Genomic DNA, 22,804 nt, shown 5'->3' with positions numbered 1-22,804 from the left:
CCCCGCGTTCGTGCTCTACGTCGTCTTCATGATCGTGCCGACGATCGACGTGTTCCGCATGTCGCTCTTCCGCACGAGCAGCCTCTCGAACACCTCGACCTTCATCGGCTTCGAGAACTTCGTCCTCCTGGCCTCCGACCCCGCCTTCCTCCGCGCGTTCCAGAACACCGTGCTCATGCTCGTGATCGTGACGATCGTGACGATGGGCTCGGCCCTGATCCTCGCCGCGGTGATGACGCGGCAGAACCTGCCCGGCCGCAACGTCTACCGCTTCGTCCTCTACGTGCCGAGCGTGCTCTCGATCGTCGTCATCGCGGCCATCTTCTCGGCGGTCTACGACCAGAGCAACGGACTGCTGAACTCCGCTCTCGGCCTGCTCGGGATCGGGCAGGGGCCGGTCTGGCTCGGCGACCAGGGACTGGTGATGTTCAGCATCGCCATCGCGATGGTCTGGCAGTCGGTCGGCTACTACCTCGTCCTCTACATGGCCTCGATGTCGGCCGTGCCCGAGGACCTCTACGAGGCCTCCTCGCTCGACGGCGCCAGCCCGGCGCGGCAGTTCCTCGAGGTCACCCTGCCGATGATCTGGCCGAGCATCCGCACGAGCCTGACCTTCTTCATCATCAGCTCGGTCAACCTCAGCTTCGTGCTGGTCCGGGCGATGACGGGCGGCGGCCCGGACGGCGCCTCCGAGGTGCTGCTCAGCTACATGTACCAGCAGGCCTACACGAACTCCTCCTACGGCTACGGCATGGCCATCGGAGTCGTGATCTTCGTGTTCTCCTTCGCCCTCGCGCTGATCGTCAACCGCGTCACCAAGAGAGAGGACGTGGAGTTCTGATGGCTCTCACCGTCGCCACGCCCCGCCGAGGGGACGCCCGCCGGGCGCGCCGGCTCGGCAAGATCCTCACGACCGTGGTCCTCGTCGCCGCGTCTCTGGCCATCGCGATCCCGGTCGTCTGGGTGCTCGTCGCCTCGCTCAAGCAGAAGGGCGAGTTCTACGGCAGCCCGTGGACGCTGCCGGAGACGGCGTTCTGGCAGAACTTCGCCGACGCCTTCATCGACGCCGAGATGGGCCGCTACTTCCTGACGTCGATCCTCGTCGTCGCCCTCGCGCTCGTGCTCTGCCTGGTGATCTCGGTCCCCGCGGCCTACGCGCTGGCCCGATTCGACTTCCGCGGGAAGGCGATCCTCGAGACGCTGCTCCTGGGCGGCCTGTTCATCAACGTGAACTACATCGTCGTGCCGATCTTCCTGATGCTGATCGGCTGGGACCGCGCGCTGCGCGGCATGCTGCCGGGCGGCTTCTTCATCAACAACCCGGTGATGCTCGCCGTCGTCTACGCGGCGACGTCGATCCCCTTCACGGTGTACCTGCTGGCGACCTACCTGCGCACGGTCCCCACCGTGTACCAGGAGGCGGCCGTCCTCGACGGAGCCTCGCGGCTGCGGATCATGGTCTCGGTCATCATCCCGATGGCGCTGCCGGCGATCAACACGGCGATCCTCTTCAACTTCCTGTCCTTCTGGAACGACTTCATCATCTCGCTCACCCTCATGCCGGGCGAGAACAAGACGATCCAGGTCGGACTGCTCAACCTCTTCACCGCTCAGAAGGCCGCCGCCGATTACGGCCGCCTCTACGCGGGCATGGTGATCGTGATGGTCCCTGCCCTGATCCTCTACGCCCTCGTGCAGAAGCGCCTCCTCCAGGGCGTCTCGACGGCGGCCGACAAATGAACGGAGCATCTCGCATGACCCCCCGGACCTCCGGACGCTTCACCATCCCCAGCGAAGAGGACTTCGCCGACGAGACCGCGCGCCTGGCGCGGCTCTGGGGAGCCGACGCCATCCGCAACAGCGACGGCACCCGCCTCGACGACGCCGTCGTCGACCTCGGGCTCGCCGTCTACGGCGCCTACTTCCCGGTGCGCGGCGACAACGCCTTCATCCGCGAGCACCTCGAGGAGCGGCCGCAGATGTTCTTGCTCTCGGACCGGGTCCTCGCCCGCTCCGCCGAGCTCGAGATCCGCTACGCCGCCGGCTACTTCGACCAGCAGCTCGAGCCGAACCGCGACGCGGAGGCGCTGCCGTACTGGGAGGTCGTCGACCGCACCACAGGAGCGCTCGTCCCGCGCGAGCAGTGGTCGCTGACCGAGGACGGCGGGGCCGTCAGGCTCACCGGCGCCGAGCCGTGGCACGACTACACGGTCGCCTTCCTCGCCTACGTGGCCTGGGACCCGGTCGAGATGTACAACCACCTCACCAACGGCTGGGGCGACCGCGAGCACGAGATCCCCTACGACCCGCGCCACCCGGCCACCGCCGCGCACCTGCGCTCGGCGATGACCCGCTGGCTCGAGGAGAACCCGAAGGTGGACGTCGTGCGCTTCACGACGTTCTTCTACCAGTTCTCCCTCGTCTTCGACGAGCAGGGCCGGGAGAAGTTCGTCGACTGGTTCGGCTACGGCGCCACCGTCTCGCCGCGTGCCCTGCGCGACTTCGAGGCCGAGCGCGGCTTCGCGCTGCGGGCCGAGGACTTCGTCGACCAGGGCTACTACAACTCGTCCTTCCGGGTGCCCTCCGAGAGCTACCGGGCCTGGACCGGCTTCGTCCGCGCGTTCGTCCAGGAGACGGCCGCCGAGCTCGTCGCGCAGGTCAAGGCCGACGGGCGCGAGGCGATGATGTTCCTCGGCGACCAGTGGATCGGCATGGAGCCCTACAGCGAGGGCTTCGCCGCCATCGGCCTCGACGCGGTCGTGGGCAGTGTCGGCGACGGCACGACCCTGCGGATGATCTCCGACATCCCGGGGCTGCGCTACACCGAGGGCCGGTTCCTGCCCTACTTCTTCCCCGACACCTTCTACGAGGGCAACGACCCCCGCGACGAGGCCCTGGACAACTGGCTGCAGGCCCGCCGCGCGATCCTCCGCTCGCCGATCGACCGGATGGGCTACGGCGGATACCTGAGCCTCGCGGCGAAGGCCCCGGAGTTCGTGCGCACCGTGGAGGAGATCGCCGAGGAGTTCCGCGGTCTGCACGAGAACATCGCCGGCACCGCGCCGCGGAGCTCCCTCGTCGTCGCCGTGCTCAACCACTGGGGCGCCCTGCGCTCCTGGCAGGCGTTCACGGTCGCGCACGCGCTGCACTCCAAGCAGGCGTACTCGTCCTACGGCGTGCTCGAGGCGCTCAGCGGGATGCCCGTCGACGTCCGGTTCCTCAGCTTCGACGACGTCCTCGAGCGGGGGATCGACGCCGACATCGACGTGATCATCACCGCGGGCACCGCCGGCACCGCCTTCTCGGGCGGCGACGTCTGGCAGCGCCCCGACCTGGTCGCGCTGCTGCGCGCCTGGGTCGACGCGGGCGGCGGACTCGTCGGTGTCGGCGAGCCGACCGCCACGAGCCACCAGGGCCGGTTCTTCCAGCTGGCGGACTGCTTCGGCGTCGATCGCGAGCGCGGCTTCAGTCTCTCCTCCGACAAGCACGACTGGACGGTGACCCCGGAGCACTTCATCACCGACGGCGTCGACCTCTCGACCTTCTCGTTCGGCGAGCCGCTGCCGGACGTCTACGCCCTCTCGCCGGAGACCGAGATCCTGCACCTCACCGAGTCACGCGATGTGCAGCTCGCGGCGCACTCCTTCGGCGCGGGGCGCTCGGTGTACGCGACCGGCCTGCCCTACAGCCCGATCGCGGCCCGCCTGCTCTCGCGCGCCCTGCACTGGGCCGCGGGCAAGGAGGACGAGCTCGACCGCTTCACCAGCAGCAACCCGGTCTGCGAGGTCAACGTCTACCCCGACGCCGGCGTGTACTGCGTCGTCAACAACACCCGCGAACCGCAGTCCACGACCGTCGTCCTCGCGGACGGCACGGCCGTGCCGCTCGAGGTCGAGGCCGCCGGTCTCGTCTGGAAGGAGCTCCGATGAGCGCCACCGTCCGATCCACCCTCACGGCCGTCGTCGTCCTCGCTGTGCTCGCAGGCGCGATCGCGCTCGTCGTCCTCGGCCACGCCGCCGACGGCTGGGGCGCCCTCGGCACGATGCTGGCAGGGCTCGCGCTCCTGCTCGTCCTGCTGGCCGGCTACAACCGGAGCCGGCGATGATCCCGGCGCCCGCGCAGGACCCTCGCTACCTCGCGCACGTCGCCCCGTCCGCGCGCCAGCTCGCCTGGCAGCGCCTCGAGTTCTACGGCTTCCTGCACGTCGGGATGAACACGATGACCGACCGTGAGTGGGGCGACGGAACCGAGTCCCCCGCCCTGTTCGACCCGGCCGACGTCGACGCCGACGAGTGGGTGCGCACCTGCCGCGAAGCGGGGATGAGCGCGGTGATCCTGACCTGCAAGCACCACGACGGCTTCGCGCTCTGGCCGACCGCGGTGAGCGAGCACTCCGTCGCCTCGAGCCCCTGGCGCGACGGCACCGGCGACCTGGTCGCCGAGGTCGCCGACGCGTGCCGGCGCCACGGACTCGCGTTCGGCGTCTACCTCTCGCCGTGGGACCGGGCGGAGCCGAGCTACGGCTCCGGCCGTGCCTACGACGACTTCTACGTCGCGCAGCTGACCGAGCTGCTCACCGGCTACGGCGAGATCTTCTGCGTCTGGCTCGACGGCGCCAACGGCGAGGGGCCCGACGGCCGCCGCCAGCTCTACGACTGGGACCGCTACTACCGCGTCGTCCGCGCGCTCCAGCCCGGAGCGGTGATCAGCGTCTGCGGCCCGGACGTCCGCTGGTGCGGCAACGAGGCGGGGGAGACCCGGAGCGACGAGTGGAGCGTCGTCCCCTGGGAGCTGCGCGACGCCGAGGGCACCGCCTCGCGCTCGCAGCAGGTCGACGACGGCGAGTTCTCGCGCGCCGCGGCCCGCAGCGACGAGGACGACCTCGGCAGCAGGGCGGCCCTCGCCGACTACCGCGGCGAACCCGTCTGGTACCCGGCGGAGGTCAACACCTCCACGCGGCCCGGCTGGTTCCACCACGACGCGGAGGACGAGCAGGTGCGCAGCCCCGAGGAGCTGTTCTCGATCCACCAGCGCTCGGTCGGCGGCAACTCGACCTTCCTGCTCAACGTGCCCCCGCGGCGCGACGGCCGGCTGAGCCCGGCCGACATCCGCTCGCTGCAGGGGCTCGGCGAGCTGCTCCGCGAGTGGAACGCGTCCGACATCTCCAGAGAGGCGTCGATCACCGGCTCGACCGGCACGCCCGCGGAGCTGCAGGCAGGCGGCCTGTGGAGCCCGGACGCCGACGACCGCGCACCCCGGGTGCAGCTGCGCTTCGATCGTCCCCGGACGGTCCGCGCGGTCGTGCTCGAGGAGCACATCGCGGTCGGCCAGCGGATCGAGGCCGTCGAGGTGACGGCCGTCGTCGACGGCGAGCGGACCGTCGTGGCCCGCGCCTCGAGCGTCGGCTACCGCCGGGTCCTCGCCTTCGACGCGGTCGCCGTCGACGAGCTCGAGATCGTGGTCACCGAGTCGCGCGCCCGGCCCGTGCTCGCGGCGATCCGCGTGATCGAGGCGCGCGCGGGGGAGGAGCGGCCGTGAGGGTCGGCATCGACATCGGCGGCACCAAGACGCACGCGATCCTCCTCGAGGACGGCGAGATCGTCGACGAGCTCGTCGCGGTCTCCGGCCGGGGCGAGGAGGGCGTCGTCCGCGGCACCCTCGACGTCCTGCGAGCTCTCTCGCTGCGTCGCGGACGGACGCTGGACGCGTCCGTCTTCGAGAGCGTCGGCATCGGCATCCCCGGCACGGTCGACGTCGAGAACGGCGTCGTCACGCACGCCGTGAACCTCGGCATCCGCGGCGGAGGCCTGGCTCTCCGCCGGATGCTGCAGGAGAGCGTCGGGATCCGCGCCTCGCTCGACAACGACGTGAAGGCCACGGCACTGGGGGCGGCGAGCACGCTCGGGCTGCTCGACCACCACGACGTGACCTACCTCAACGTCGGAACGGGCGTCGCCGCGGCGACCACGCTCGACGGCGTGATCCTGCGCGGAGTCGGCGGTATGGCGGGCGAGATCGGCCACCTGTCCGTCGATCCGCAGGGCGAGCACTGCATCTGCGGTCAGACGGGCTGCCTCGAGACCGTCCTCGGCGGCGGCGGCATCGAGCGGCGGCTGCGCGAGGTGCACGAGGATCTGACTCCCACGGACCTCTTCCTCGACCGACCGGACGTCCCCGGGCTGACCGTGGAGCGCGACCGGATCGTCGGTGCGCTCGCGCACGCCTGCACCCTGCTGGCCACTACCTACGGCGCCGACACGATCGTCCTCGGCGGCGGCGTCATCCGGCACGTCGACGGCCTCGTCGAGGCGACCGTGGCGCTCCTGGAGCGCCGGGCCGAGCAGTCGTCGTTCCTCGCCGCCCTCGCCGTGGCCGAGCGGCTCGTCACCGTCCCGACCGGCCTCCCCATCGCCGCCCTCGGCGCGGCGGTGCTCGGGATCCCGGTCGGGGAGCGCCACCTGACGGCCCTCCCCGGTGTGCAGAGCGGGAGCCGTCGATGACCGTCACCGTCCACATCGAGGCGGACGCCCCGGCGGTCGCCCGGCGCGCCGCCGCCGTCGTCCTCGGCGACCTCGCCGGTCGGCAGGAGTACACGCTCGGCGTCGCGACCGGGTCGAGCCCCTCCGGTCTCTACCGGGAGCTCGCGGACGCCGTCTCCCGCGAGCCGAACCTGTTCTACAAGGTGCGAGCCGTCGCGCTCGACGAGTACGTCGGGCTCGCGCCGGAGGATCCGCGCAGCTATCACGCGACCGTCCGCGCGGAGGTCGTCGAGCCGCTCCGGTTCGATCCCGCCCTCGTCCGCGTGCCGCGGGGGAGCGCCCGGCCCGAAGACTACGACGGGGCGATCGCCCGCGACGGCGGCGTCGATCTGCAGATCCTCGGCATCGGGAGCAACGGCCACATCGCGTTCAACGAGCCGGGATCGCCGCACGACTCGCAGACGCGGGTCGTCGCGCTCACGGAGGAGACCCGCCGCGACAACGCCCGCTTCTTCGACCGCGCCGAGCAGGTTCCGACTCACGCGGTGACCCAGGGCATCGGCACCGTCCTCCGCGCGCGCCGGCTGCTGCTGATCGCGCAGGGAGCGGGCAAGGCCGCCGCCGTCGCGGCCGCGCTCGAGGGCCCCGTCACCGAGGATCTCCCCGGCAGCGCACTCCAGCGGCACCCGGACGTGACGGTGGTGCTCGACCCCGAGGCGGCCGCACGGCTCGGAGCGCACCGGTCGTGAGCGACGCCGCCGGCCTCGTCCTGCACAGCGCCAGAACCGTCCAGGCGTCCGGCATCGAACCGGACGCCTGGCTGCTCATCGAGGACGGAGCCGTCACCGCCACCGGCTCCGGGGGCGGCTGGCCGCGCAGGCCGGGGCTCGAGGTCGTGGACGCGGGCGGTCTCACGGCGACGCCCGGCTTCCTCGACCTGCACGTCCACGGCGGAGCCGGCGCGTCCTTCGAGGACGGGCCCAACGCGATCCGCGCGGCTCTCGACCTGCACCGCTCGCGAGGCACGACCCGCTCGCTGATCAGCCTCGTCTCGGCGCCGATCGCCCGGCTCGAGCGGTCCGTCGCCGCCGTCGCCTCGCTCGCCGCCGAGGACCCGCTCGTGCTCGGCGCCCACCTCGAGGGTCCGTTCCTCGCCCCGTCCCGCCGCGGAGCGCACGACCCCGCCGCGCTCGCCGCACCGGAGGGGGCTCTCGTGACGAGACTGCTCGAGGCGGCGGCCGGAGCGCTCCGGCAGATCACGATCGCTCCGGAGCTGCCCGGCGCGACGGCCGCGATCGAGCGTTTCGCCGCCGCGGGAGTGATCGTCGCGGTCGGCCACACCGCCGGCGACGCGGAGACGGCACGCTCGGCCTTCGATCACGGTGCCCGCCTGCTGACCCACGCCTTCAACGCGATGCCCGGCATCCATCACCGCGATCCGGGGCCCGTCGTTGCCGCCTTCGAGGACTCGCGGGTGACTCTCGAGCTCGTCCTCGACGGCGAGCACGTCGATCCGCGGGTCGTCGCCCTCGCCTTCCGCGCCGCTCCCGGCCGCATCGCCCTGGTCACCGATGCGATGGCGGCGGCCGGCGCTCCGGACGGGTCGTATCGTCTCGGCGCCCTCGACGTCGACGTGGCCGCGGGCCGGGCCGTGCTCCGGGGCACGGCGACCCTCGCCGGCTCCACCCTCACCCAGGATCGGGCCCTGCGGCTCGGCCTCGCCGCCGGCCTCGACGAGCGGGTCGTGGTGGAGGCGCTCACCGCGACGCCCGCTCGCGTGCTCGGCCGCGCCGACCTCGGCGCGCTGACGCCGGGGGGCCGCGCCGACATCGTCCTGCTCGACGCCGACCGGCACGTCCAGGCCGTCTGGGCGGAGGGGCGGCTGATCGCGGGAAGCGTCGGCGAGGGACGACCCCGTTCGTCCGTCACCGCGGAGACCGGCTGATGAGCATCGTCGCGCCTGCCCGCGTGGAGCTCGGGAACGACGAGATCTGGGTGTCCGTCAGCACCGCCGGGGCCGAGCTCACCTCGCTCTGCGATGCCGCCGGACTCGAGTATCTGTGGCAGGCGGGTCCGGAGTGGCCCCGGCACGCTCCCGTGCTCTTCCCGATCATCGGTCGCCTCCCCGGCGACACGCTGCGCCACCGCGGCGTTTCATACCCAATGGGACGGCACGGTTTCGCCCGAGACCGCACCTTCGAGCTGGCGGCCTCCTCGGCCCACGGAGCCGTGTTCCTCCGCCGCAGCGACGCGGTGACGCGAGAGGTGTTCCCTTTCGAATGGACCCTGATAGTCGCCTACGCCCTCACTGGATCGACGCTGCGCATCACCCAGACCGTCGAGAACCGCGGCACCGAGCCGCTCGGATTCTCGGTGGGGAACCACCCGGCGTTCGCGCTGCCACTCCCCGGCGGGCAGGGGGAGCACCGCCTCCGCTTCGCCGAGGAAGAGCCGGAGGGGATCCGCCGCGCACCGGGCGGCTTCCTCGGTGTGCCGCGCTTCCCCTCGCCCCTCGTGAAGGGAGCGGTCATCGTGGACGACGCCTGGTTCGAGGAGGACGCGCTGATCTTCGACACGCCGAAGCGGCGCACGGTCACCCTCGAGGCTGCGGGAGCCCGCTCGATCACCGTCGACACGGGGGACTTCGACGTCCTCGGCCTATGGAAGCCGGTCGGCGCTCCTCTCCTCTGCATCGAGCCGTGGCGCGGCATACCGACGCCCGCAGGCTGGGACGGCGACATCGTGGACAAGCCCAGGCAGGTCGTGCTGGGTCCAGGCGAGCACCGAGCCTTCTCCTGCAGCATCATGATCGGCTCATACACATAGCCCCGCAGGTGTGCATCGCTGAGCCAGAGCCGACAGCGCAGCCTGCCGGTCGGGTTTCCGGGTCCGCCGCGACGAACGGTGAGAACGGTCCCGATTTCTACCGCGCGACACCCGGAACGTCCGCATGACCGGCGCCCGCGTCGCACCAGCCATGCACGGGACTTGAAACTCTCGGCAGGCGTCGCTGGAAACGTGGTTCTACAAGCACTGCGTTTGTACCCAGAAAGCGAGGCGGTCAGAGAGCTGCGCCCCGTGTTACGCCGCGGAGGCCGAGGCCCGATGGCGCCCGTCCTCTACAAACTGACATAACGTCGATTATCGGCGAATGCCGGAAGCGGTGCCGGGTCTGCGGGGACCGGTCCGTGAGCGCCTGCTCGGAGTCCCGTTCAGAGGCACCATTCGGCGGGTCGAGGCAGTCGAAGACGTGAGGGTCTCCCGAAAGCTACCGCGCCAACTCGGCTGGCCGCCAATCAGGAGCGTTCACGGGTACGGTTCTTGATCTGGTTCAGCAGCACGTCTTGAGATCGCACAAACTCGACCGCGGGTGCCTCCTATCAGTCCCGCTTCTACAGGTCATCGAGCTTACCGATGACGATCCGGATGGGACCCACGGCACATGTGCCACGGCCTGTGGCACATTTCGGAGGCCTGGCCGCCCGGCCGCGAAAGACACTTTTCCCGTCAGCTACTCAAAAATCGCTTCGTATAGCTGCCAGATGGGCCAGCCTTGAAGCTCCGCAACCTGTTCCTCAGAAAGCAAGGCTTTCAACTCAACGGATTCCTCGCGATCATTGAGGAGAAGCGAGCAGGCAAATTGTGTCTCTATAGCCCGGTCTGTGGAATCGGATGTCATCGACCGGCGAAGAGTGCGGATAGACTTTATATGCTCAGCAGTGAGCGCCCCCTGCCGCCAAAGGACCTGCCAGTAATTTACAAGAGAAGCAGCATTCGTTTCATCTTGTGCGACCAACCAAGCACTTAGCTCAACCGCCGCGTCAAGGAATTCTTCCCGCCTCTCCTCCTGAAGATCAGCAGCTGATATAAGTCGCAACACAGACCGGTTGGTTAGATAGTGAGTCTCAGACGTTTTCGGCACCTCCTGATAGGAGCTAACTATATTGGACAACCGCAAGTTAAGAGTGGTCGCTACGTCGTCCTCACCGATCGCGTCGTAAGCGGTTATCATCACAGTTCGATTGCCACTTTTGGCTCGCCAAGCAAATTGTTGCGGATCTGTTGCACTGAACGGGTCAATGAATTTCCAGTAGCCTGGCTTTTTGCCTTGAAGAGCGAGACAAATTACCTTCCACCGCCCGACCGGAAGCTGAACCAGAGAAAGAATGTCGGTGTCGAGCTCTAGTTCCTCTCCATCAATCAGAGCACGACGCAGGCGCAGAAGATCATCGATCTCAGCCGCAGAGACTTCATCAATCTTGATGAGTCCCTTGTCGACGACAAGAAAGTCGAATAGCTCCGCGAGTTTCGTCACGCCTTTTAGATGCTCTCGCAAAGATCTGTCTCCCGGAAGTTCTTCCGCAGCAAACGGCACACGATCATTACCAATCGTGATGAATCCATTGTCGAGCATTCCCGCAAAAAAATTGAGAGACTTGAGGCGAGAATTAAGGTCGTTTTCTGGATTGAGGTGAACCGTTGCGGAGAGCTTTCCGGCGCTGGTTACCATTACAATTTCTAGCCCCGGAGAGAGTCGAAGTCGAACTGTATTCTCGTCGATTCTCTGAGTAGTCACGTTACTAAAGGTCTCAGCGCCGCTTCTGACCGAAGCACTGAAGGGACGCTCGGTATACGAGCCGGGAAGAAGTTGCAGGACACCCCCAAGGGGTACGGCCAGACCGCTTCTAGTATTCAACGTCATGGTCAAATCATGAGTTGCGGGAGAAAGGCTAGCTGGTACCGAGAAATCGATGTCCTCAGCACTTTGGATGGTGATACTGTCCATGTTCTCGAATAGGATTGGATCGAAACCAGTCTCGACGTCTTGCCTCTGCGCGTCAGCGGCCAGCGAAAGGAGTGTTCTAACTTGTCGCTTATCCGCAGGGAGGAGTTTCAGCCGAATTGGAAGTTCTTTCTGATTCTCCGGATGTGCGTCCAAGATGGCCTGTATGGCGAATGGGGCTAACAGTGAATAATAGATGGTACCGTCCCCCGTCCTGGAATTGATGGCGACGTAGAAGTAGAAGACTCCTCTGTTACGCTGATAGGCATAGAGGCTTGCTCGGGTCACGGAGAACTTGGGCACTCCTCTCTTACTTGGTGCGCGCTTGCGTCCCTTGACCTGCACGGAAACGCGTCCGCTCCATTCAGTGTTCTTCTTGCGCTCTCCGGAGTACAGGTCTATATGGCCGTCAGTGAAAGGAGTCTTGTCATTAGTCGCAATTTCTGATCTGAGGCCCGGGCAACGAGCAATAACGTCGTTCACTGCATTCACTGCCAAAAGCTCGACATCCATGGAACTAAGTGTCGCGGAGGTCGTGACATGTCGCCGCATCCTGCTGCCGTGTCGCCTCATCGAGCTGTAGCGGACGTCCCGCGTAGCACGAGCCCGCTAGGGCTGAGCCTTCGTTTCACCAGCCGATCTGACAATCGCTCCCTCTACTCTGAGGCGTGGTCTCCGAACTTCGCACACTCCCCGACGACTACGCCGCGACCCTCGCCGAGCTGAAGTGGCGCGTGCGCTCGGCCCAACTCACGGCACAGCGCAGGGTGAACACGGCACTCGTCGAGCTGTACTGGGAGCTCGGCCACGCAATCCTGCAGCGGCAAGCCAACGCATCCTGGGGCGGCTTCGCTGTCACTCGCCTCGCCGAGGACCTACGTGCCGAATTTCCACAGATGAAGGGCTTCTCGAGGTCGAACCTCTTCAGCATGCGCGCTTTCGCGCAGGCTTGGCCGTCGCGCGAGGAAGTAGTCCAACAAGCTGTTGGACTCCTTCCTTGGGGTCACATCGTCCTGCTGCTGCAGAAGCTCGACGACGCCGACGCCCGCGCGTGGTACGCGGCGGCCGCCGCTGAGCACGGCTGGTCCCGGAACGTGCTCTCGAACCAGATCATGAACCGCACCCGCGAGCGAATCGGCTCCGCTCCCTCCAACTTCGCCGGTCAGCTCGCCCCCGCCGACTCGGACCTCGCGCGCCAGCTCGCGAAGGACCCGTACGTGTTCGACTTCCTCGAGCTGACGGGAGACGTCGCGGAACGTGAGCTCGAGCAGGCCTTGATGGATCGCATCGTGGACACCCTTCGAGAGCTCGGCGCCGGCTTCGCCTTCGTGGGACGGCAGGTGCATTTCGACGTCGACGGTGACGACTTCTACGCCGACCTGATCTTCTTCCACACCGAGCAGCTGCGGTATGTGGTGATCGAGCTGAAGACCGGCCGGTTCGAGCCGGCGTTCACCGGCCAGCTGGGGTTCTACGTCGCGGTCGTCGACGACCGGATGCGACGTGACTTCCACCGGCCCACGGTCGGAATCCTCATCTGCGGCGGCCACAACGAGCACACCGTCCGCTACGCCCTCAGCCAGACCGGCTCCCCCATGGCCGTCTCCAGCTACACCTACGAATCCTTACCGCCTGCAGAGCAGGCAGCACTACCGACCGCCGAGCAGATCGCCGCGGCCCTCGATTGGACCGCCGACAGTAACTAACGGGCCTGCTCGCCGCGCTCCGGCGATCGCGCAGCTGAACGTCCGCGGTTGGTCTTCGGCACGTGGACACGGCCGGACTGCGCGACAGCCTCGCTCGCTGGCCGCCCCTGGGCGACGTCGGCGCGCATGCGCACATCGATGACGTCTTGCGGGATCCCGTGGGTCTTCATCTCGTTCGCGGTGGCCGTGCGACGAGCGGCGCTGTCGTACGACATCTCGCTCTCCGATCGCATCGCATCTGCTCGCCCCTCGGCGCCAACCGGAACGGCGTCAGCGGAACGACCGCTCTCGGCGGGCAGGAGATCACTGCGGAAGTAGGCGGCCTCGTCGCGGTTCTCGGCGTCGTCGTAGCGCAGCTGTTCCGGGGTCAGCGTCGCAGTTCCACCGGCATCCGCCTCGCGCTCGAACCGGTCTGCCTCACTCTGTAAGACATCGACTGAACCGTCAACGTCACCGCGGTCGAGAGCCAGTTCGTAGTTGTCATCGAACCTGTCGAGCTGGGCGGCTTCCGCCTCGGCCGCGAACTGGTCGAGACGCCCTGCTTCGACGTCGGCGGCGATGGACTGGTTGAGGTCCCCGCCGGCGGCCGCGAGCTCGGAAGCCGCGGTGCTGTCGGCGACGGTCAGCGCACCGGCGCCGTCCCGGTAGAGCTGCTCCTGAGCGCGGGCGTCGTCCGCGAGGGCACGCAGCTGGTCGGGCGACTGCTCGGAGGTTCCGCCGTCCTCTGCCTGCGCCTCGTACTCGCGAGCGTGCAGCTCGAGCGTGGCCGCCTGATCGATGTTCTCCTGACCGTTCTCCGCTCCGCCTTGATCGGTCGGGGCGGCCGGCTCGTCCCGCGTCGCGTCGGCACGCCGTTGTTCGGCGTCCATCATTCCGGCGACGGCCGCGGTTTCGACGGTCGTCTCGACGGTTTCCGCCCGTCTTCTGTCGACGGCCGCGCGCTGGTCCTCGGTGAGGAGCTGCGGGAACTTCTCAGCGATCGCAGCGTCCACCGCTGCGTCATGGCCGGCAAGGGCCTTCACCTCGTTCAGCGGGTCCGCAGAGCCGGACTCGGGCACCCGATCGGTGGCCTCAGCGGCTGCGACGACAGCGAGGGCCTTCTCAGCGGAGAAGTCGACCGGCTGGTCGCCGCGCAGCTTGTCCGCGATGTCGGCGACGTCGACGCCATAGCGGTCCTGGACTTCACGCGCGATTGTCTGTGTGGCACGTTCGGCTACAGGGTCGAGGTCCTTCCACTGCTGTGCGGTGGAGAGGACGTCAGCGACCTGCTTCAACTCGGCGCGCTGCCACCAGTCGGGGCGGTCCACAACAGCGATCTGCGCACGCGCGACGTCGCGCTCGGCGGAGAACCGGGCGGCGAGTGCGCGCGCGTCGGCCTCGCTCTTGCGCAGCGCTTCACGCGCCAAGTCCTCTCGCAGTCGGGCGAACTTGTCACCCAGCTGGAGCGCGACGGTCAGCGCGACCCGCGCGGACTGTCCGACCTCATCCTCAACGCTGTCCCCATCGCTCATAGCTCTGTCCCCTCTCGCTATCTCTCGAAATCGTCGCGCTCACGCGTGCCGGCAGTCTTCGTGGTCGGCGCCTGTACCGCCGGCTCCGCCGCGGGAGTCAGGCGCGTGGGCACCGGCCCGCCGCGACCCGCGGCGAGGTCCGCGCGCTGCTTCGCGGCCTGCTGCTCCGGCGTCAGCGCGGCGACCTGGTTGGCGGTGATCTGCGCGGTGTAGCCGTCGCGCACGACGGTCAGGCGCTGCGTCATCATCCGCGCGAGCTCCTGCGACCGGTGCAGATCCCCGACAGCCTTCGCGGCACGGAAGATCGACGCGGTGGTCTGCGCGAGCTGCTTCAACAGAAGAGCCTCCGCGGCCGCGTTCTGGCCGCGCTTGGCCTGCACCAGGATCAGCGCAGCGGTCGTCGCCATCGACGGCATCGCGACCGGTCGCGGCCGCGACTCGCCCGCTCGCAGCTGCGCGGACCGGGCCAGCGTCCGCGACGCCTCGGCCAGCGGTCCGGGCGTCGGTTCCAGGCGCCGCGACCATGCCGCGTACGCGCCGGACGTCTCGCGGGCGACGTGTGCCCAGGTGGCCTTGTCGGACGGGTCGACGGAGGCGATGTAGTCGTGCAGCCGGCGCATGTCCTCGGCGTACATGGCGAAGAACTTCGGAGACATCTCGCTCTCCTCGCGCCCCGGGTTCGCCGGCCGGTACTGCCACGGATTCTTCGACGTCGCGCGCCACTCCCCCACGGCTTCGGTCGCGGACTCGGGACGGTCCGGCCATCCCTTCCGCAGCTCCGGGAGCGTGAGGTCGCGGGCGATCCTGCCGCCTCCGTGCCACACCACGGGCTGGCCCTTCTCCGGGCGCAGCGCCACGGAGTAGCCGACCACGACGTCATCACGTCCGACCGCGAACCGCGGACGAATCAGGATGGCGTCGCGGCGCATCCGACGCACGAACTCGCCCTCGTCCTGCGACGCGGTAGCCGCAGCTCGCAGGCTCCGCTCCAACCGCTTCGCGTCGACCTCGGTAGCACCGCGGCGCAATGAGGACTCGCGCTCGGCCGGCTTCTCACCGCGCTGCGCCCCTGCGCGCTCGGACTCGTGCAACGGCCGCAACTCGAACTCCCGCTCGAGCTCCCGCGTGATCGTCTGCGCCTTCGAGAAGTCGTGATGGACAGACGCCTTCGTGCCGTCCTCGCGCACCAACGACACGGCGATGTGCACGTGGTCGTTGCCATTCTTCGACAGGCCATGACGCACCGCTACCCACCGGCAATCGGCCTTGCCTATGTCGGCGCCGGCGAACCCCATCCGCTCCACAAACCGCTCGGAGATCTCGGCCCACTTCTCGTCCGAAAGCTGGCCCTCCTCGGCACTGATCGAGAGCGAGCAGTGCCACACGTCAGCGTCGACGCGCTCCTTCGACGTCACACCCGTCTCAGGATCCGTGACCTCCTTCGAACGGGTGACCGACGTGCCGAAGACGCGGCGCGGCTCGTCCAGATCGGCAGCGATCGCGAGGGCTGCTGCGCGGTCCAACTCCCCGTAGCCGTACTCCGCCATGATCGCGCCGTTACCGGCGACCAGGTGCGGCTCCTCATGCTCGTTCGCCCGACCCTCACCCTGCAGGTAGGTCATCAGTCCGGACATGCGCCCACCCCGGGTCACGTTCGGGATCACGCGCCGGCCAGCCTCTTCATCGCCGCCCGGTACTCCGCAACAACCGCGCGGTAGTCAGCGATCGCCGCTTCCGCCTCGTCGGGGAATCGGCTCTCCGTGTTCGCGAACCGGGCGAGCTGGTTGAGGTTGTTCGAGACGTACCCCATCGTGCTGCGGATGTTCATCAGATCCGCGGCAACCGACTTGAACTCCGCATCGGTGATGACCGCGTCCTCGGCCGTCGCGGACTCGAACAGCAATCGCGGCACCGTCACCTCACGCACGATCGCCCGAGCCCGAAGCTGCGCATCCTCCTCGGGCGTGACCATGACGACGTACCGCTTCTCGCGACGAGACTCACCCCCCGCGTTCGCACGTCGCTTGCGACCGAACAGACGGTGCTCACTCGACTCGGACACGAGCGTCACCATCCCTTCAAGGCCCAGCGCAGCGAACCCGCCAACCGGCGGGGACCATACGGCGAGTATGCCGAGGATCGCCGCGCAGCGGAAGAACGAGAAGCAAGTTACGGCACGTAAGCCTATAGCTTGCTCTGCCCTTCTACTCCGCAAGCATCATCAAGGTGTGCCCACGGCCGAGTTGATCGAGCGCACCCGTTTCGGTACCCGATCGACTGCCGTTCTCGGTAGTCTCGGGGTATGAACGACGTGACTCGGAACCCTGAAGAGGCAGCGGAGGCGGCTCGCCGCCTCCTCGAGTCCACCGTCGAGAGACGGGTCGAAGCGGTGCGGTCAATCGTGACCGCAGCGAACGACACCGACACCGCGCGGACCGCTCTCAGTGACGCGCAGACCCGCCACGCTAAGGCGTGGTCCACCGCGCTCGCGTGCGGCTGGTCCGAGAAGGAACTCCGCGCAGCAGGCGTCCCTCGACCCGAACAGACGCGCGCGCGAGTGGCGCGCACTCGCCGGCCTTCGACCGGCGACGCCGACGTCGCCAGCTCGACGGACGGCGTCCCCTCGGAGTCGATGGAGCAGGTCGCGTGACCGACGGCAACGACGCGCTCCACGCCCAGGTCCGGGAGTGGGCCGAGGGGTCGAACCCGCTCGCCGCGGCGGTCGAGCTCTTGATCCGCTCGGGCCTCGTCTACGAGGGCGCTCCGTGGGTCCGGACCGACAACGCCTGGAAGACGAGCGCGGTCGACTTCGACCGCCTCGGCTACGAGATCGGCGCGCTCAGTGGCGGCGAGCAACGCATCGCCCGCATCGCCACCTCACTCGGTCACGGCACACCCGTCGACCTCCGCGAAGACATCTCCGGACTCGACTACACACACGCGCGTCTCGTGCTCGCCGCAGTCGCCCATGCCGCCGGATTCACTGAACCTGGAATGACCGTCACGGACGTCGACGGTGTCCCCACCCTCACCCCCTACGAGGCGCTCGCCACCTGGCCGGTCGACTAACATCGACCCGACTCAGCACCCCCGCTGACGTCGGAAAGCCCCCGCTCGAGCCTCAGCTCGCGGGGGCTCTTCCGTCCCGACCGGCGGGGAGCCTGGGCAGCTGCGTCAGTAGGATCCGATTCGTGGACGACTACGAATCGCAGCTCACCAGCATCTTCACCCAGGTCGAGCAGGGCGTCGACGGCGACGGCGGCGCGAAGGTGAACGTTGACCGGCCAGAGATCCTTCACGACCGGATCCGCGACTGCTACGAAGCCGTCATGACCGTGACGTCGAAGGGGCAGCCCAACCCGTCAAAGATCGCCGGCGGCACATTGCCCGCGGACTGGCAGAAGGTCATCTGCACGAAGCTCGATGACGCAGTGTTCGATCTCTCGATGGACGATCGCCAAGGAGCCGCGGACAACCTGTTCGAAGCTCTCCAACTTGCCTCGCTCGCCAGCGGTCGAGAGACGCCAAGCAGCAGCTGAACGCCACAACCGGATGGTGGGCGTGAGCCGCCGCTCGAGCCCTGATCGAGCAGGGGCTTCTGTCTCTCGACCACGTCGGGGTCGGCTCGCAGTGCGCACCGACCGCACGCCACGCGATCTACCTTGCCGAACCTCGTGCAATCGTGAGACGAGTAGAACGCGGGCGCAGTCGGTCGCAGACGCCCCCGACCACCTGTGCACAGCCCAGCTCTCGCTAAGGCTGGCCTGCACACAGGTGGACAGCGGGACCCCGACCGAATCGCAGGCCGTAGGCCAACCGGGGCGCATGCGCGGAGTCGTGCGAGTCGCGGTACCCCTCGCCGAGTCAGGTAGACGTCTAGTGAACGTCTAATACCGATGCTGGTTCAGTGCGCCGCGTCGTACGCGGCTTGAACGTCGGAGGGTAATCGGCCGGATCTCGGAACCTCGTATCCGTGGCGTCGCGCCCAATGCCGGATCGCCGCCAACATCTCAGGACTCTTACGCCCCGCGCTCGCAGCGACAGCCGTCACGCGTGGTCGGACTGGCGCGGCCGAGAGTGGCCGTGCAGCGTCGACGAACCGCGCGAGAGCGAGGTGGAGGTAGCCGATGTTGGCCGCGGTCAAATCGATCTCGTAGGCGTCATCATCGACGGAGAAACTCACCGTTCGACCGCGCCCGGCCGAGATCGGCACGCCAGTCAGATCATCGACAAGATCCACCCGAGAAGCCACGCGATGAATCCCTCCTTGACCGGCCCGCAGACGCAAACGGTTCTTCCACAGTAACGACCATCACGAAATGGCCCGGAAGCATCAGGGCGTCACTCCTCTCGCCGCGCGAGAGCAGCAACTTTCAGCTCGTTTTGGTCGTGCCGTGAGTCGACACCTGAGCGCCGCCACCTTCTCGTCAGCACTCCTCAGCGCCCTTTGCTCGCCGGATGGTCAGCCAGCCACTGACGGAGCCCAGGAGCACGTCGGCGGAATCAGAAGAGACCGCGTCGCTGGCCGACGCGCAACGTGTCGCTCGAGCACAAACGTCGCCACATACGTCAGCTGGGCGACGAGCACTGCACGCGCTCCACCCCGACGGGTGCCAGGAGTGTGGCTGATGCGATCCGACCTGGAACCGCTACCGTGCGAGCGGGATCGTCGCGCCTGTGCGACGGCCGTGAGAGGGGAATCACATGCTCCGACAGTCCAGCCGCCGAGTACGCATGACATCCATCGGCATCGCAGCCATGACCTTCGCCACCGCGCTGACTGTCGGTGCCGCCGTGCCGGCACAAGCCGACGTGGCGTACGGGACGCTGCAGGGAACGGTGAGCGGCGCCGGAGCTGGTCCCGTCGCTGGCATCGACGTGATCCCCGTCAGCGACCAGGGGTACCAGGTCGGGGACGGTGCAACGAGCGATGCGGAGGGCCACTACTCCCTGAGCGTCGAGACCGGCTCTTACCAGGTGGCGTTCCTCCCGCCGACGGGGAGCCCTTGGGCGGCGCAGATGTGGGACGGGGTCCTCACCGTTGCGGAAGCGTCCGAAGTCGACATCGTCGCCGACTCCACTACGACGGCCGACTCGACCCTGATTCTCGGCTCGACCGTCTCCGGCCGGGTCACCTGCGACGGCGTCCCCACCGGAGGCATCTCTGTCGGAGCCGTGAACCGCATCAACCTCCTGTTGGGGCGCGGGGCAGTGACGAACCCGGATGGCACCTACGCGATCACCGGCGTCATTCCGGGGAACGTCGAGATCTCGTTCCAGCCCTTCCCCATCGACTGCATCCCCGAGTTCTGGAAGGACGTCCCCCTTGGAGGAACTCCGACGCCTCTCCTCGTGACCGCGGGCCAGGACCGCACGGGCATCGACGGCGAGCTTTCGAGTACCGAGGCACCCAAGCCCGCCATCCCGGCGAAGGTCGCCGCGGTCCTCGAGCGCCTGGGCATCGACGCGACCGACCCGCGCATCGCCGCCGCCTGCAACGCCACGACCGACTCTGCGCTGCAGCGCAGGATTGAGCGCCTCGGCGCAAAGGTGTCACTGTCCACCGTCCGCCAGGTGCGCGCAGCACTCTGCTGACCTCAGCGTCGAAGAACCACCTCGATGAGAGGGACTACCAGCCACTGAGAGAAGCGGTCATCGGCAAACGCCGGCGGCCGCTTCTCTTCATCCCAAGCGCGACCACAGTGCAGTCGCAACACCGCAATCGTGAAAGATCGCAGCTCGGCGCGTCTCAGCAACCCTCTGGTTTCGGGGCGAGGCAGCTCCGACGCCGACAACGCAGCTCTTGGGCCGCCCGGCGCCTAGGCTCGCGAAATGGCGAGTGTCGAGGGGGCTCAGGCGCCCCTCCTCGCCCGAGACGTTCGAAAGGAGATCGGGACACGATGGGACTGTTCTCTCGGCGCCGACCCGTAAGCGGCGCGGCGGATGCGGTGACCGTGGTCGCCGATCCGGCCACGGGGCGGGCACGGGTGGGTACCGACGCTGTGCCGATCCTCCCGCTGGTTCTGGACGATCGCGCCGCGGCGGCGCTGCTGGCCCGATCCGCGGCCTCCAACGCTCCGATCCTGGCGCCACATGAGTCCGGGCTGACCGTCGCCCACGTCCTCGACCGGGACGGGGCGTGGGAGTACGTGACGGCGTCGACGGCGGCGCGCCTCGGGCACACCGTCGAGTCGCTCGCCGCGGAGGCGCTCGCCTGGCTGGCGCGCATCGACCCCATGGTGTCCGGCGGCGACGGGCGATTCCTCCTCGCGACACCGCCCGGCAGCGAGGAGCTCGCGGCGTCCCTGATCCTGAGGGCGGGGTTCCTGCACACGCTGTTCGACGAATTCGTCGCCGGCGACCCGGTGATCGCGATCGGTCAGCGCGTGTCGATGCACGTCTGCGGCACAGAGGACGCCGATGCGGTGGCGGGCCTGCGCGAGCTCGCCCGCGGCCTCTACGACGGCGGCGACGCGGCCCCGGTCAGCACCACCCTCTACCGCCTCGGCGCTGACGGGTCGGCCATGCCCTACTGACAACTCATCGCCCGCACTGCTGAGACCGACGGGTGCTGGCACTCTCGAACGTGGCAAGCTCACCGCGGTCAGAAATAGATAGGCGTTAGAACGCCTGCTTGTCGAACCCCTCTGGGGCAGAGTTCATCGGATCCGTCCACTGCAGGCCGGCAGCGACCGCGCGAGCCAAGCTCACTAGGCCAGTGCCGAAGTAGCAGTACCCGTGAGTCGTCTCGACCTGCTGATGCGGCGGCATCACCACGAGGCGCCAGTTGAACAGCATCCTCCACACCTCGACCGTGAAGGTCTCCGTCTCCTGCAGCCGAAAGCCGTTCTCCGTCCGCACGATCCGCTCCCCCGCAACGTTGGCCTCGGAACGCAGCTGTCGCTCGAGGTCGTCGAGCACCTCAGCTCGGGTGCGCAGCATCGTCTTCTGATCCACCCTGCCAGTGTCCCGATAGCCGCCCCGTCACCGGCCATTTCATCGGGCGGGTCTTACGGGACACTGCCGCCCGCGCCCCTACGCGACGCATCCTGCTCGCCGAAGTGATGCGGTGAACGACCCCCGACCGGGACGCGTCGCGCGCCTCGCTCGCACCGTTCTTGTCGACACCTCGCGTTCCGCGTTGCCGTCGAGCGCGCCCGCCCAAAGCGTCTCTTATTCAGTAAGGGGACGCCCTGCCCGCAGCATGGTGAGGATGGCAGCCCGTTCGAGCCGGGCCGAGTCAGAGGAGCCTCGCACTGCGGGTACGAGGCTCCCGCTCAAGCAAGCAGGGATACCAGAACGGCTATTTCCGGGCAGGACGGCACAACTGCGCCGCACGACGACCGGTAACCGATCCCCCGACGAGATGTCGATCGATCAGCGCGCCGCCAGCAGCCCGAACGACCCGATGACGACCGGCACCACCGCGACGGCCAGCAGGAGATAGGACAGCACGAGCCCCACCGTCGACTCCCGGCGAGGACCCTCGCGTCGTGGTCATCGAGAGTTACGGCCCTGTGTACCGAGGCGCTCCGACGGTCCTCCGCTGGGCCGAGTCCTGGCTGGCGGCCGGCGGACGCGTACTCGGGTCGACCATCACCAACGAATTCACAGCCGGCGACCGCATCGCGGTCGAGTGGCGACTCGAGTGCCACTGGGACGGAGCGGACCACGCCTTCGACGGATCGACGCTCGCGACCGTCCGCGACGGAAAGATCGCATGGCTCCGCGAATACGCGACCAGCGCTCCCCTCTACGACTGGGAAGGACGATGGAACTAGGGGCCGAAGCGCGCTGGAGGCTCTGTCGGATGCCCGGATCGCAGTAGGTGGTTCTACCGTCCAGAGGACGATCCCCGTACGGGACGTTCGATCGCTCTCGCTACCTTCTCCGCAGCCACCGCGACAACCCCGTCGCGCTGCACTGCCGATCTGACGACGATGGACGCATGCAGCAGCTGACTTACGCGTCGAGGAGTCTGTTCACGACGGATGCAGTGGTGCAGGCGCTGCTCGAGCTGGTGACAGCGATCGATCGACAGCAGCACTCCGAGACGGTCACGATCCCCGCGTTCACCGAGCAAGGTCGCCTGGTCGAAGCGAAGCTGACCCTGAACGCCGGAAGCGAGCTCGTCGCTGTCCCGGTCGACCTGCAGGCGGTCGGTGTGGATGAGGCAGCTGCATCGGAAGCCGCCGAGGCGGCTGTAGCGAACATCCGCTCCCGAATCAGCGAGAACGAGCGCTACGTGGCGCATCCCATGATTGATGACGAGCCTCCATATCCCGACTACGACGAGTTCCGGGACTGACAACGGTGTACGAGCGG

At 68.0% G+C, this 22,804-nt stretch carries 22 protein-coding genes; 17 read left to right on the top strand and 5 right to left on the bottom strand.

Annotated features, from left to right (window positions below):
* The first annotated feature begins 28 nt into the window (after nucleotides 1-28).
* Genes GSU72_RS20140 through GSU72_RS20100 form a run of 9 tightly spaced genes read left to right on the top strand, consistent with a single transcriptional unit; the run spans nucleotide 29 to nucleotide 9,305 of the window.
* Nucleotides 29-841, top strand: a complete 813-nt coding sequence (locus tag GSU72_RS20140; protein ID WP_244256168.1) for a sugar ABC transporter permease — start codon at nucleotides 29-31, stop codon at nucleotides 839-841.
* On the top strand, nucleotides 841-1,740 hold the full coding sequence (locus GSU72_RS20135; protein WP_159987047.1) for a carbohydrate ABC transporter permease: 900 nt from the start codon (nucleotides 841-843) through the stop codon (nucleotides 1,738-1,740). The genes GSU72_RS20140 and GSU72_RS20135 overlap by 1 nt, the downstream gene beginning before the upstream one ends.
* A gap of 14 nt (nucleotides 1,741-1,754) precedes the next feature.
* A complete protein-coding gene (gene gnpA, locus GSU72_RS20130; protein ID WP_159987046.1) occupies nucleotides 1,755-3,929 on the top strand; it encodes a 1,3-beta-galactosyl-N-acetylhexosamine phosphorylase in 2,175 nt (724 codons plus the stop codon).
* A complete protein-coding gene (locus tag GSU72_RS20125) occupies nucleotides 3,926-4,105 on the top strand; it encodes a hypothetical protein (RefSeq protein ID WP_159987045.1) in 180 nt (59 codons plus the stop codon). Before gnpA ends, GSU72_RS20125 begins: the two co-directional genes overlap by 4 nt.
* Nucleotides 4,102-5,538, top strand: a complete 1,437-nt coding sequence (locus GSU72_RS20120) for an alpha-L-fucosidase (protein ID WP_159987044.1) — start codon at nucleotides 4,102-4,104, stop codon at nucleotides 5,536-5,538. Before GSU72_RS20125 ends, GSU72_RS20120 begins: the two co-directional genes overlap by 4 nt.
* Nucleotides 5,535-6,500 (top strand): ROK family protein, encoded by a 966-nt coding sequence (locus tag GSU72_RS20115; protein ID WP_159987043.1) that lies wholly within the window; start codon nucleotides 5,535-5,537, stop codon nucleotides 6,498-6,500. The genes GSU72_RS20120 and GSU72_RS20115 overlap by 4 nt, the downstream gene beginning before the upstream one ends.
* Nucleotides 6,497-7,228, top strand: coding sequence for a glucosamine-6-phosphate deaminase (locus tag GSU72_RS20110; RefSeq protein WP_159987042.1), 732 nt, complete (start codon nucleotides 6,497-6,499; stop codon nucleotides 7,226-7,228). The genes GSU72_RS20115 and GSU72_RS20110 overlap by 4 nt, the downstream gene beginning before the upstream one ends.
* Nucleotides 7,225-8,424 carry an amidohydrolase family protein gene (locus GSU72_RS20105; RefSeq protein ID WP_159987041.1) on the top strand — a complete coding sequence of 400 codons (1,200 nt, stop codon included), beginning with the start codon at nucleotides 7,225-7,227 and terminating at the stop codon, nucleotides 8,422-8,424. The genes GSU72_RS20110 and GSU72_RS20105 overlap by 4 nt, the downstream gene beginning before the upstream one ends.
* Nucleotides 8,424-9,305 (top strand): aldose 1-epimerase family protein, encoded by an 882-nt coding sequence (locus GSU72_RS20100; protein ID WP_159987040.1) that lies wholly within the window; start codon nucleotides 8,424-8,426, stop codon nucleotides 9,303-9,305. Before GSU72_RS20105 ends, GSU72_RS20100 begins: the two co-directional genes overlap by 1 nt.
* A 685-nt stretch (nucleotides 9,306-9,990) precedes the next feature.
* On the opposite strand, the gene GSU72_RS20095 is transcribed toward GSU72_RS20100, so the two are convergent.
* Complete coding sequence (locus GSU72_RS20095; protein WP_159987039.1) at nucleotides 9,991-11,775, bottom strand: hypothetical protein; 1,785 nt, start codon at nucleotides 11,773-11,775, stop codon at nucleotides 9,991-9,993.
* A gap of 155 nt (nucleotides 11,776-11,930) precedes the next feature.
* Between GSU72_RS20095 and GSU72_RS20090 the strand changes: the two genes are divergently transcribed.
* Complete coding sequence (locus GSU72_RS20090) at nucleotides 11,931-12,968, top strand: PDDEXK nuclease domain-containing protein (protein WP_159987038.1); 1,038 nt, start codon at nucleotides 11,931-11,933, stop codon at nucleotides 12,966-12,968.
* Here GSU72_RS20090 and GSU72_RS20085 read toward each other — a convergent pair.
* From GSU72_RS20085 to GSU72_RS20075, 3 genes are read right to left on the bottom strand one after another with little or no spacing between them, the layout of a single operon-like run.
* Nucleotides 12,965-14,479 carry a hypothetical protein gene (locus GSU72_RS20085; protein WP_159987037.1) on the bottom strand — a complete coding sequence of 505 codons (1,515 nt, stop codon included), beginning with the start codon at nucleotides 14,477-14,479 and terminating at the stop codon, nucleotides 12,965-12,967. The two genes, GSU72_RS20090 and GSU72_RS20085, sit on opposite strands and share 4 nt — an antisense overlap.
* 17 nt (nucleotides 14,480-14,496) lie before the next feature.
* Nucleotides 14,497-16,143 (bottom strand): relaxase, encoded by a 1,647-nt coding sequence (locus GSU72_RS20080; protein ID WP_159987036.1) that lies wholly within the window; start codon nucleotides 16,141-16,143, stop codon nucleotides 14,497-14,499.
* Nucleotides 16,140-16,553 (bottom strand): plasmid mobilization relaxosome protein MobC, encoded by a 414-nt coding sequence (locus tag GSU72_RS20075; RefSeq protein ID WP_159987035.1) that lies wholly within the window; start codon nucleotides 16,551-16,553, stop codon nucleotides 16,140-16,142. Before GSU72_RS20075 ends, GSU72_RS20080 begins: the two co-directional genes overlap by 4 nt.
* 228 nt (nucleotides 16,554-16,781) lie before the next feature.
* Between GSU72_RS20075 and GSU72_RS20070 the strand changes: the two genes are divergently transcribed.
* From GSU72_RS20070 to GSU72_RS20045, 5 genes are all read left to right on the top strand, one after another.
* A complete protein-coding gene (locus GSU72_RS20070) occupies nucleotides 16,782-17,129 on the top strand; it encodes a hypothetical protein (protein ID WP_159987034.1) in 348 nt (115 codons plus the stop codon).
* Nucleotides 17,126-17,548, top strand: coding sequence for a hypothetical protein (locus GSU72_RS20065; RefSeq protein WP_159987033.1), 423 nt, complete (start codon nucleotides 17,126-17,128; stop codon nucleotides 17,546-17,548). Before GSU72_RS20070 ends, GSU72_RS20065 begins: the two co-directional genes overlap by 4 nt.
* Nucleotides 17,549-17,670: 122 nt before the next feature.
* Nucleotides 17,671-18,018 (top strand): hypothetical protein, encoded by a 348-nt coding sequence (locus GSU72_RS20060; protein WP_159987032.1) that lies wholly within the window; start codon nucleotides 17,671-17,673, stop codon nucleotides 18,016-18,018.
* Nucleotides 18,019-19,213: 1,195 nt separating this feature from the next.
* A complete protein-coding gene (locus GSU72_RS20050; protein ID WP_159987030.1) occupies nucleotides 19,214-20,074 on the top strand; it encodes a carboxypeptidase-like regulatory domain-containing protein in 861 nt (286 codons plus the stop codon).
* Between the two features lie 305 nt (nucleotides 20,075-20,379).
* Nucleotides 20,380-21,015, top strand: coding sequence for a hypothetical protein (locus GSU72_RS20045; protein WP_159987029.1), 636 nt, complete (start codon nucleotides 20,380-20,382; stop codon nucleotides 21,013-21,015).
* 85 nt (nucleotides 21,016-21,100) lie between these two features.
* On the opposite strand, the gene GSU72_RS20040 is transcribed toward GSU72_RS20045, so the two are convergent.
* Nucleotides 21,101-21,436, bottom strand: coding sequence for a hypothetical protein (locus GSU72_RS20040; RefSeq protein ID WP_159987028.1), 336 nt, complete (start codon nucleotides 21,434-21,436; stop codon nucleotides 21,101-21,103).
* Between the two features lie 536 nt (nucleotides 21,437-21,972).
* Between GSU72_RS20040 and GSU72_RS20035 the strand changes: the two genes are divergently transcribed.
* Entirely contained in the window at nucleotides 21,973-22,260 is a 288-nt protein-coding gene (locus GSU72_RS20035) for a nuclear transport factor 2 family protein (protein WP_159987027.1), read from the top strand.
* A gap of 167 nt (nucleotides 22,261-22,427) precedes the next feature.
* Nucleotides 22,428-22,787, top strand: a complete 360-nt coding sequence (locus tag GSU72_RS20030) for a hypothetical protein (protein WP_159987026.1) — start codon at nucleotides 22,428-22,430, stop codon at nucleotides 22,785-22,787.
* Nucleotides 22,788-22,804: the final 17 nt, after the last annotated feature.

Source organism: Rathayibacter sp. VKM Ac-2760, assembly GCF_009834185.1.
Lineage (GTDB): Bacteria > Actinomycetota > Actinomycetes > Actinomycetales > Microbacteriaceae > Rathayibacter.
This window is presented reverse-complemented; position numbering and strand designations above follow the sequence as displayed.

Bases quoted from the DNA above. Each gene is read 5' to 3' on its own strand.
- GSU72_RS20140 (WP_244256168.1), top strand. From the start codon at position 29: ATGATCGTGCCGACGATCGACGTGTTCCGCATGTCGCTCTTCCGCACG.
- GSU72_RS20135 (WP_159987047.1), top strand. From the start codon at position 841: ATGGCTCTCACCGTCGCCACGCCCCGCCGAGGGGACGCCCGCCGGGCG.
- gnpA (WP_159987046.1), top strand. From the start codon at position 1,755: ATGACCCCCCGGACCTCCGGACGCTTCACCATCCCCAGCGAAGAGGAC.
- GSU72_RS20125 (WP_159987045.1), top strand. From the start codon at position 3,926: ATGAGCGCCACCGTCCGATCCACCCTCACGGCCGTCGTCGTCCTCGCT.
- GSU72_RS20120 (WP_159987044.1), top strand. From the start codon at position 4,102: ATGATCCCGGCGCCCGCGCAGGACCCTCGCTACCTCGCGCACGTCGCC.
- GSU72_RS20110 (WP_159987042.1), top strand. From the start codon at position 6,497: ATGACCGTCACCGTCCACATCGAGGCGGACGCCCCGGCGGTCGCCCGG.
- GSU72_RS20100 (WP_159987040.1), top strand. From the start codon at position 8,424: ATGAGCATCGTCGCGCCTGCCCGCGTGGAGCTCGGGAACGACGAGATC.
- GSU72_RS20095 (WP_159987039.1), bottom strand. From the start codon at position 11,775: ATGGATGTCGAGCTTTTGGCAGTGAATGCAGTGAACGACGTTATTGCT.
- GSU72_RS20085 (WP_159987037.1), bottom strand. From the start codon at position 14,479: ATGAGCGATGGGGACAGCGTTGAGGATGAGGTCGGACAGTCCGCGCGG.
- GSU72_RS20075 (WP_159987035.1), bottom strand. From the start codon at position 16,553: ATGGTGACGCTCGTGTCCGAGTCGAGTGAGCACCGTCTGTTCGGTCGC.
- GSU72_RS20070 (WP_159987034.1), top strand. From the start codon at position 16,782: ATGAACGACGTGACTCGGAACCCTGAAGAGGCAGCGGAGGCGGCTCGC.
- GSU72_RS20050 (WP_159987030.1), top strand. From the start codon at position 19,214: ATGACATCCATCGGCATCGCAGCCATGACCTTCGCCACCGCGCTGACT.
- GSU72_RS20045 (WP_159987029.1), top strand. From the start codon at position 20,380: ATGGGACTGTTCTCTCGGCGCCGACCCGTAAGCGGCGCGGCGGATGCG.
- GSU72_RS20030 (WP_159987026.1), top strand. From the start codon at position 22,428: ATGCAGCAGCTGACTTACGCGTCGAGGAGTCTGTTCACGACGGATGCA.